A 6,252-nucleotide genomic window follows, 5' to 3' on the forward strand; every position below is an offset into this window, starting at 1 on the left:
ACCGGAATGGAGCGGCTCATCGGCCTGCACTAACCCAGCTTCTCCATCACCTCGTCGGACACTTCATAATTGCCCCAGACGGTCTGGACGTCGTCATCATCTTCCAGCGTGTCGACCAGCTTAATGAGCGTGGCGGCGTTGCTCTCGTCGACTTCGACGGTGGTCTGCGGCTTCCAGGCGAGCTTTGCGCCTTCTGCGGGACCGAGCTTGGCTTCGAGCGCCTTGGCGACTTCGTGCAGTGCGTCCATGGCGGTCCAGATTTCATGCTCATCTTCGTTGGACGACACGTCATCCGCGCCTGCTTCTAGCGCGGCTTCGAAGATGGCATCGGCGTCGCCCGCGCTGGCGGGATAGGTGATGAGGCCCATGCGGTCGAAGCCATGGCTGACCGCGCCCGACGCGCCGAGGTTGCCGCCATTCTTCGAGAAGGCGGTGCGGACATTGGTCGCCGTACGGTTGCGGTTGTCGGTCAGCGCCTCGACGATGATGGCCACGCCGCCGGGGCCATAGCCCTCGTAGCGGATCTCTTCATAATTCTCCATGTCGCCGCCGATCGCCTTGTCGATCGCGCGCTGGATATTGTCCTTGGGCATGGACTGCGCCTTGGCCGCGTTGACGGCGAGGCGGAGGCGGGGGTTCATGTCCGGGTCGGGCATGCCCATCTTCGCGGCCACGGTGATTTCGCGGCTGAGCTTGGAGAACATCGAGGAGCGCTTTTTGTCCTGCGCGCCCTTGCGATGCATGATGTTCTTGAATTTGCTATGGCCGGCCACGGCCTGCTCCTAAACTTGTCTGTGATCCGAAGCGCGCTCTCTAGCGGGCGTCCTGCCCGAGCGCAACTAGACGAGGATCGCGGTGCCTGATGCCGACACCATCAGCATCGACCCGTTGGAGCCCAGCACTTCATAGTCGAGGTCGACGCCGACGACCGCATTCGCGCCCAGCGTCGCCGCCCGCATCCGCATTTCCCCGATGGCCTGTTCACGCGCCCGCTGGAGCACATCCTCATAAGCGCCCGAACGCCCGCCGACGATGTCGCGCACGCTGGCGAACAGGTCGCGGAAAAGATTGGCGCCCACGATCACTTCTCCGGTGACGATGCCGAGATACTCTTTCGCCGGACGCCCTTCCAGACGACTGGTGGTGCTGACGATGATCTCGGACATGATGTGCCTCCTGCTCCCGTTGATTGGTCGAAGCGCCTGTCTTGAAGAAAGAGAGGCGCTTCGACAAGCTCAGCGCGAACGGAGGATCAGCAGTTTATTCCATGCCCAGGGCAGATAGATAGGTCTGGAGTATCGCTTCCATTTCCTGCCGGTCATGCTGCGGCATTTTGCGCAGGCGGACGATCTGGCGCATGATCTTGGGGTCATAGCCGTTGGCCTTCGCCTCCAGATAGACGTCCTTGATATCGTCGCCGATGCCCTTCTTCTCCTCCTCCAGACGCTCGATGCGTTCGATAAGAAGGCGTAGCTGATCGGCGGCGACGTTGCCCTCGCTCATATGAATATGTCTCCGGTAGAATGTGAATCGGGTTGGGGCACGCTCCTAATGATTGTCGGCGTTCTTCGCCACACTCTCCTGCATCTTTGCAATCTGTTCCGGCGTCGCCTCGCTCTGGTGGCGCTGTTTCCATTCGGAAAAGGGCATGCCGTGGATGATTTCGCGCGCTTGCTCCTTGCCGAGATTGCCGTCCGCTTCGGCGATCCAGTCGGCAAGGCAGTTGCGGCAGAAGCCTGCCGTCCCCATCAAATCAATGTTCTGAACGTCGGTCCTGTGCTGCAAATGCGCGATCAGGCGGCGGAAGGCGGTTGCAGCCACCGCGTCGTTGAGCATATTGTCGGCCACGGCGATCCTTTCGCTGATCTACATCATCCTGTCGTGCAGTAGGGATAATCGAAAACGGCGCCCTGGCAAGCCGAGGGCTGACCATCACTGCCAGGAGCTTTTTGGGAATGACGAAACTGCCGCCCCGTTCGCGCAAGGTCCGTATCCTCGCGACCCTTGGACCCGCGAGCGACACGCCGGAGGTGATCCGCGCGCTGTTTGTTGCCGGGGCAGACGCTTTCCGCATCAACATGAGCCATGGCGCGCATGAGGATCATGCGGCCCGCATCGCTATCATCCGCAACCTTGAAAAGGAATTTGGGCGGCCGACCACCATCTTGGGCGACCTGCAGGGACCCAAGCTGCGGGTAGGCACCTTCAAGAGCGGTCTGGCTGTTTTGGAGGTAGGCGCGCCCTTCATACTCGACCGTGATGAAAAGCCGGGCGATGCGCGGCGCGTGAACTTGCCGCATCCGGAAATCTACGCGGCGCTGGTGCCTGAAACCCGGCTGCTGCTCGATGATGGCAAGCTGGTGCTGCGGGTGAAGAAAGTATCCGACGAGCGGATCGACACGGTCGTTGAAGTGGGCGGCACCCTTTCCAACCGCAAGGGCGTGAACGTTCCGGACGTCGTCGTGCCCGTCCCGGCCTTGACTGAGAAGGACCGGCGCGACCTCAGCTTTGCTGTGGAGCAGGGTTGCGACTGGATTGCATTGAGCTTCGTGCAGCGCCCGGAGGACCTTGCGGAAGCGCGCAAGCTGATGGGCGGGCACGGCGCGTTGATGGCGAAGATCGAGAAGCCTGCGGCGGTCCAGCGCCTGGAGGAGATATTGGAACTCGCCGATGGCGTGATGGTCGCGCGGGGCGATCTGGGCGTCGAACTGCCGCCCCAGGCCGTGCCGCCGCTGCAAAAGCAGATCGTGGCGACGGCGCGGCGCATGGGGCGGCCGGTCGTGGTCGCGACGCAGATGCTCGAATCGATGATCAAGGCGCCTACGCCAACCCGCGCCGAAGTGTCGGATGTTGCCACCGCCGTCTATGACGGTGCCGACGCCATCATGCTGTCGGCGGAAACGGCGGCGGGCGACTGGCCGGAAGAGGCGGTGGCGATGATGGACAGCATCGCGCACAGCGTCGAGCGCGACCCGGGCTATTTTGCGCGGCTGCACTTTACCGAAACCAAGCCCGACGCCACCACCGCAGACGCGCTGGCCGAAGGGGCGGGGAGCATCGTCTCGGTCGTGGGGGCGAGCGCGATCACATGCTTCACCTTGTCGGGCAGCACGGTGCGCCGGGTGGCGCGTGAACGGCCATTGACGCCGATCCTGGCGCTGACGCCGCGGCTCGATACGGCGCGCAAGCTCGGCCTCACCTGGGGCGTGCATGCGGTGCGCACCAAGGATATCGGCAATTTCGAGGAGATGGTGGGCAAGGCTCGGCGCATGGCGTTGCGGCACGACATGACGCAGAAGGGCGGCAAGATCGTCGTGCTGGCGGGCGTACCGTTCGGCACGCCGGGATCGACGAACGTGCTGCATGTCGCAACGATTCGGGGTGACGAGCTTAGAGGGCGGGAATAGCGTCCAGCAGGCGGTGGGCCACAAGGGCGCGGCGCAAGGTCGGTGCGTCCTGGAACAGGTGGCTGCGAATGCCCAACGCCTGCGCCGCCGCGACATTTTCTTCGCGATCGTCGATGAAGAATGTTTCCCCGGCGCTTAGGCCAAATCGGCTGAGCGCCAGCCTGTATATGGCAGGGTCAGGCTTCACCAGCCCTTCGGTCCCGGACACCAGAATGTCACGGAAATGCGCGAAGAATTCCGCCTCCCGCGCGTGGAACGGCTCCCAGAATTCCGCGCTGAAATTGGTGAGGCCGTATAGAGCGATGCCTTGTTCGTGCAGCTCGCCGACCAGTTGCGCCATGCCAGCAACGGCCGGCTGAACGCTGTCGATGAAACGCTCACCCCAGATGCGGATCAGCGCCTCATGCTCAGGATGGCGAGCGATCAGTTCGGCGCTGGTTTCCGCAAAGGGGCGGCCAATGTCATGCTGGAAATGCCACTCCATCGACACGATGTCGCGCAGAAACGCGTCGAGCGCCCGATCATCGTCGATCAGGCGCTCGTAGAGGAGCCGGGGCTCCCAATGGTACAGAACCTGTCCGACGTCGAAGATGACGGCGGAGATCGGCTCGCACGCTTTAACCATCGCATCGCTTAAGCGGAAAACCGGTTCCCACTTTTCCTCGCGATGCTTTGATTAACCCTGGCGGGCCTTGAAGCGGCGATTGGTCTTGTTGATGACATAGGTGCGGCCGCGACGGCGGATCACGCGGTTGTCCCGGTGACGGCCCTTGAGCGACTTGAGCGAGTTGCGGATCTTCATGGAAGCCAGCCTTTTAAGAATCTTGCGTGATCGGAAAATCGAAGCGCAGCCCCTATGGGTGGGGCGGCTGAAAGTCAAGGGCGGCCAGCGCTACTTTTGACCTGTTCACGCCATGTGCAGCAAAGACATGGCTTCACGCGTTGATGGTAAGCACGGTGCTGCATTCTCTATGGACCACCGCATCTTTGTCGGAGATTAGCATGATGAAGCAGATGATCCTGCCCTCATTTCTCGCCCTCTCGCTCGCCGGATGCGCGACGGCTGTGCCGCCGGTCGAAGTGACACGCTTCCATGTCGGCAATCCGGCGCGAAGCGGTACGGTGGCGGTAGAGGAAATGCCCGCAAATCCTGACGCCGGGTTGGAATTTCGCACCTATGCGGCGGCAGTGGAGCAGGAATTGCAGCGTGCGGGCTTCAGCGCCGTGCCTGCCGGTACGCGCAGTGAATATGTCGCGTCGGTCGGCTTCCGGCGCTCGTTCCGGCCCGCTGGCTACGGCAATGACGGCAGGCCGGTCAGCGTCGGCGTGGGCGGCGGGGTCGGCAGCGGCGGCTATTCGGGACTGGGTGTCGGCATCGGCATCAACCTGTCCGGACGGCCCAAGGATGTGGTGACGACGGAGTTGCAGGTGCAAATCCGCAGGCGATCCGATTCGACCACGATTTGGGAGGGGCGCGCCTTCACCCAGGCGCGGGAAGGCACGCCCGCCGCGCAGCCCGGCATAGCCGCGCAAAAGCTCGCCAATGCGTTGATCGGGGGCTATCCGGGGGAATCGGGGCGCACTATAACCGTCAAATGACCATCTCGATCAGCAATGCCTTCGACAGCGGCAATATTCGTGTCCTCTCCATCGTCGATACCGGCGACAGGGTCCGGGCCGAACTGGAAATCGTCAAGGACAGGCAGAGCGACTTCTACCAATGGTTCCACTTCCGCATCGCGGGCGTTGCCGGGCGCGAGGTGGAGCTGGCGATCGTCAATGGCGGAACGTCCGCCTATCCGGATGGCTGGCCCGGCTACAAGGCGCGCATCAGCGAGGATCGGGAGGTCTGGACGCAGGCGGATACAAGCTATGCCGACGGGGTGCTCACGATCAACCTCTCGCCGGATCGCAACGCGCTGTGGGTCGCCTATTTCGCGCCCTATTCGATGGAGCGGCATCATGACCTGATCGCCTGGGCTGCCTGCCAGCCTGAGGTCGAGCATCGGGAATTGGGCTTGACGCTCGACAAGCAGCCGCTTGACCTGCTGACGCTGGGCGATGGGCCCAAGCAGGTCTGGCTCTATGCCCGCCAACATCCGGGCGAGACGATGGCGGAGTGGTGGATGGAGGGCGCGCTTGAGCGGCTTTGCGACGAGGAAGACGCCGTCGCCAGATTGCTCCGGGCGCGGGCGACATTCCATATCATGCCCAACATGAATCCTGACGGCAGCCGCCGGGGGCATCTACGGACCAATGCGGCGGGCGTGAACCTCAATCGCGAATGGCATGAGCCATCGATGGAGCGCAGTCCGGAGGTCTTTCTTGTCCGGCAGGAGATGGACCGGACCGGCGTAGATTTCGCGATGGACGTGCATGGCGATGAAGCCATTGCCGCCGTGTTTCTGGCGGGATTCGAAGGCATCCCGTCGCTCAGCGAGCGGCAGCTTATGCTCTATAATCGGTTCCGCGACACGCTCGCCGCCCGAACGCCCGATTTCCAGACGGCGCGTGGCTATCCTTCATCGGCGCCGGGCAAGGGCAATCTGACCATGTCCACCAATCAGGTCGCTGAGCGTTTCGGCGCGGTCGCGATGACGCTGGAAATGCCGTTCAAGGACAATGACGATCTGCCCGATCCGGAATTTGGCTGGTCCCCCGCGCGGTCAAAGCAGCTGGCCAAGGACTGCCTGGCGGTGCTGGCGGAGATGATCGGGGAGCTTTGAGGCGCGCCGGGCGGGCGTCCTAGAGCAGAATCCGATCCGATTGCATCGGCTCGTCTGCTCTAGGTCTCTGTTTTGCCGCGTTTTCCGAGTCGGCAGATGATTCTATCTGCTTCAAAACC

The 6,252-nt window shown here is 62.7% G+C and carries 9 protein-coding genes; 3 read left to right on the top strand and 6 right to left on the bottom strand.

Annotation, left to right across the window (positions count from 1 at the left end; all coding sequences use genetic code 11):
• Positions 1-29: 29 nt before the first annotated feature.
• The 4 genes from NCHOL11_RS02560 to NCHOL11_RS02575 form a co-directional block, all read right to left on the bottom strand.
• Positions 30-773 (bottom strand): YebC/PmpR family DNA-binding transcriptional regulator, encoded by a 744-nt coding sequence (locus NCHOL11_RS02560; RefSeq protein WP_097090933.1) that lies wholly within the window; start codon positions 771-773, stop codon positions 30-32.
• 66 nt (positions 774-839) lie between these two features.
• Complete coding sequence (locus NCHOL11_RS02565) at positions 840-1,166, bottom strand: heavy metal-binding domain-containing protein (RefSeq protein ID WP_174525906.1); 327 nt, start codon at positions 1,164-1,166, stop codon at positions 840-842.
• Positions 1,167-1,260: 94 nt separating this feature from the next.
• On the bottom strand, positions 1,261-1,503 hold the full coding sequence (locus tag NCHOL11_RS02570) for a DUF2312 domain-containing protein (protein WP_097090934.1): 243 nt from the start codon (positions 1,501-1,503) through the stop codon (positions 1,261-1,263).
• 45 nt (positions 1,504-1,548) lie between these two features.
• Entirely contained in the window at positions 1,549-1,836 is a 288-nt protein-coding gene (locus tag NCHOL11_RS02575; RefSeq protein WP_441339485.1) for a DUF1244 domain-containing protein, read from the bottom strand.
• Positions 1,837-1,955: 119 nt separating this feature from the next.
• Between NCHOL11_RS02575 and pyk the strand changes: the two genes are divergently transcribed.
• The gene (gene pyk, locus NCHOL11_RS02580; RefSeq protein ID WP_097090936.1) at positions 1,956-3,407 is read left to right on the top strand and encodes a pyruvate kinase; all 1,452 of its coding nucleotides are present in this window, start codon (positions 1,956-1,958) and stop codon (positions 3,405-3,407) included.
• Here the strand turns inward: pyk and NCHOL11_RS02585 are convergent.
• A complete protein-coding gene (locus NCHOL11_RS02585; protein ID WP_097090937.1) occupies positions 3,391-4,032 on the bottom strand; it encodes an HAD family hydrolase in 642 nt (213 codons plus the stop codon). The genes pyk and NCHOL11_RS02585 overlap by 17 nt on opposite strands.
• A 51-nt stretch (positions 4,033-4,083) precedes the next feature.
• The gene (gene ykgO, locus NCHOL11_RS02590) at positions 4,084-4,209 is read right to left on the bottom strand and encodes a type B 50S ribosomal protein L36 (protein ID WP_004210176.1); all 126 of its coding nucleotides are present in this window, start codon (positions 4,207-4,209) and stop codon (positions 4,084-4,086) included.
• A gap of 200 nt (positions 4,210-4,409) precedes the next feature.
• Between ykgO and NCHOL11_RS02595 the strand changes: the two genes are divergently transcribed.
• Positions 4,410-5,006, top strand: a complete 597-nt coding sequence (locus tag NCHOL11_RS02595) for a hypothetical protein (RefSeq protein ID WP_097090938.1) — start codon at positions 4,410-4,412, stop codon at positions 5,004-5,006.
• Positions 5,003-6,133: a M14 family metallopeptidase gene (locus NCHOL11_RS02600; protein ID WP_097090939.1), complete on the top strand. Its 1,131-nt coding sequence runs from the start codon at positions 5,003-5,005 to the stop codon at positions 6,131-6,133. Before NCHOL11_RS02595 ends, NCHOL11_RS02600 begins: the two co-directional genes overlap by 4 nt.
• Positions 6,134-6,252: the final 119 nt, after the last annotated feature.

Origin of the sequence: Novosphingobium sp. Chol11 (genome assembly GCF_900218065.1) — a bacterium.
Lineage (GTDB): Bacteria > Pseudomonadota > Alphaproteobacteria > Sphingomonadales > Sphingomonadaceae > Sphingobium > Sphingobium agri.